This is a genomic window from Dietzia cercidiphylli, assembly GCF_014145145.1.
Lineage (GTDB): Bacteria > Actinomycetota > Actinomycetes > Mycobacteriales > Mycobacteriaceae > Dietzia > Dietzia natronolimnaea.
Window position 1 is genome coordinate 1 of the sequence record NZ_JAALEA010000297.1, and the last position, 2,792, is coordinate 2,792.

The window sequence follows — 2,792 nt, forward strand, 5'->3', positions numbered from 1 at the left end:
CCGCACCCGACCGAGCCGCACCCGACCGAGCCCCCCCGGACCGGTGCCCTCACCGACATCCGCGTCGTGGATCTGGCCCGGGTCCTCGCCGGACCGTTGTGCGGCCAGATGCTGGCCGACCACGGCGCCGACGTGATCAAGGTCGAACCGCCGGGCGGGGACGAGACCCGCGGCTGGGGGCCACCCTTCGTGCGGGACGACCACAGCGCGTACTTCGACGGGCTCAACCGCAACAAGCGGAACATCTGCATCGATCTGCGCGACCAGGAGGGGCAGGCACTGCTCGGCAGGATGCTCGAGGGCGCGGACGTGGTGATCGAGAACTTCAGGGCCGGCACCCTCGAGAAGTGGGGATTCGGCGACGACGAGCTCGCCGAGCGCTTCCCGCGCCTGATCCACTGCCGCATCACCGGGTACGGCGTCGACGGGCCCCTCGGTGGCGCACCGGGGTACGACGCCGTCCTGCAGGGACTCTCGGGCCTGATGAGCATCAACGGCGAGCCCGACGGGGCAGCGATGCGGATCGGGATCCCACTGGTGGATATCGTCACCAGTCTCAACGCGATGAACGGCATCCTGATGGCCCTGCACGTGCGGGCCACCACAGGTCGCGGACAGCTGGTGGACCTCGCGTTGCTCGACAACGCGGTGTCGATCCTGCACCCCCACGCGGGCACGTGGTTCGCGACCGGCGAACCGCCCGTCCGGACCGGAGTCGCGCACCCGACCATCTGCCCGTACGAGACCTTCACCTGCTCCGACGGGCCCTTCTTCATCGGCGCCGGCAACGACCGGCAGTTCCGCGCCCTCGCCCTCGCGCTGGACGCTCCCGAGCTGGTCGACGATCCCCGGTTCCTCACGAATCCGGACCGCCTGGAGAACTCGCCGGCGCTGCGGGCGGTCCTCGGTGGACTCGTCGGCGATATCCGTCGGGACGAGCTGGCGGAACGCCTGCGTGAGGCGGGAGTGCCCTCGGGGGCGGTGAACCACGTGGGTGAGGCGCTGTCCATGCCCCAGGTACTGCATCGCGACATGGTCGTCGAGCGCGACGGGTACCGCAGTGTCGGCATCCCGATCAAGCTCTCCGACACCCCGGGATCCGTGCGGTTCGGTCCCCGCCCCCACGGTGCGGACACCGGGCCCGTACTGGCGGAACTGGGGCTCGACAGGGCGGCGCACACCGAGCCCGGCGGCCGCTGACCGGCAGGGCACAATCTCGGTACGCTCGGGTGGTAGTACCGAGAAAGGTCGACCCGTGGAATTCCTCCTCATCGCCGCAGTGATCGCGGTGGCCGTCGCCGTGGTCTCCCGCAGCCAGAACAAGGGCCAGACGCAGCTGCAGGCGCACGACAACCGCCATCTCGAGGACCATCGCGCCGAGGCCGCGCGCTGGGTCGAGCGACTCGGTGGCCAGGTGTTCAACCTCGACGGCACCGACGAGGCCTCCAAGCAGGCGATGGCCGATGCGTCCGAGCGCTACACCGCGGCCGTGACGGAGCTCGAGAACGCCCGCACACCGGTCCAGGCGCGGTTGGCCAAGGACACCGCGATCGAGGGGCTCTACTACATCCGGGCCGCCAGATCGGCGATGGGCCTGGACCCCGGTCCGGAGCTGCCCACGACCGACGGCCAGGAACGTGCCGGCCGGGTGACCGAGGACCGGACCGTCGAGGTCGACGGCCGCACGATGACCGCGGCGACCGAGCCGAGCGACAAGACCCCGCACTACTACCCGGGTGGTGTGGTGGCCGGACGGCCTGTGCCCGCCGGTTGGTACTCGGAGCCGTGGTGGGCCTCCGCCCTGGCCACGGGCATGTGGATGATGGGCTCGATGATGATGTTCAACATGATGTTCGCCGGAATGGCGGGCGTCGGCTACTCCGGCGAGGACTTCGCGGCCGGGGTCGGCGAGGGTGGCGCGGACGTCAGCGACATGGGCGGCGGCGACATGGGCGGAGGCGAGGGAGGCGACGGCTTCTTCGACGGCGGGCTCATGGGCGGCGACGGCGGCGGCGGCGACGGCGGCGGGTTCTTCGACGGCGGCCTGTTCGGCGGCGACGGCGGAGGCGGCGGCGGCTTCTTCGACGGTGGCCTCTTCGATTTCTGACCCGGTCCAGTAGGGCCAGCAGTTCCAGTAGGGCCAGCAGGGTCAACCGCAGCCGGCCAGCACCCGCTCCATGGCCTCGTGCTCGGCCGGGGTCACCCAGAGTCCGTAGCGCTCCTTGACCAGGATCTGCCGCGAGATCAGGGGACAGCGGAATTCCCGGCGCGGGGGGAGCCAGGTGGCCGCGTCACCGTCGCTCTTGCTCTGATTGGCGTGCCCCGCCACCGCCAAGAGGTTGAGCGGATCGTTGGCGAAGTCGCGCCGCTGGTCGGGGGTGAGCTGCTGGGCGCCCTTCTGCCACGCGTCCGACAGGGCCACCACGTGGTCGATCTGAACCGCGGACGAGGTGTCCTGACCCCGCACGAACTCGATCCGCTCCCCGGTGTACGGCCCGTACAGGACCCCGGTGAGCACCACACAGTCCCGGGTCCCCGGTCGCACCGTGATGTCCTGCAGGTCGCGCCGCAGGATGTCGTTGCGCGTGTCGCACCCGTTGCGTCCGAACTCCACGGAGACGTCGTCGGACCACGCCTGTCCGAACAGGTCACGGTCGTATCCCGTCTTGGGTGCGCGGCCCTTGATCTCCAGCCGGGGTAGGGCCACCCGTGCGGCCGCGACCATCGGATCGCCCGGCGGGACGGCCTCGGGCGGTGCCGGCTCGGGGGGCGCGGGTTCGGGGACGGGCGGG

The 2,792-nt window shown here is 71.0% G+C and carries 3 protein-coding genes; 2 read left to right on the forward strand and 1 reads right to left on the reverse strand.

Going from position 1 to position 2,792, the window contains the following annotated elements; translation table 11 throughout:
- The first annotated feature begins 57 nt into the window (after window positions 1-57).
- Entirely contained in the window at window positions 58-1,200 is a 1,143-nt protein-coding gene (locus G6028_RS11075; protein WP_182658875.1) for a CoA transferase, read from the forward strand.
- A gap of 55 nt (window positions 1,201-1,255) precedes the next feature.
- Window positions 1,256-2,107 carry a DUF1542 domain-containing protein gene (locus G6028_RS11080; protein ID WP_182658874.1) on the forward strand — a complete coding sequence of 284 codons (852 nt, stop codon included), beginning with the start codon at window positions 1,256-1,258 and terminating at the stop codon, window positions 2,105-2,107.
- A gap of 42 nt (window positions 2,108-2,149) precedes the next feature.
- Here the strand turns inward: G6028_RS11080 and G6028_RS11085 are convergent.
- Window positions 2,150-2,792 (reverse strand): HNH endonuclease family protein (locus G6028_RS11085; RefSeq protein ID WP_241730695.1); only part of this gene is annotated, 643 nt, incomplete at its 5' end.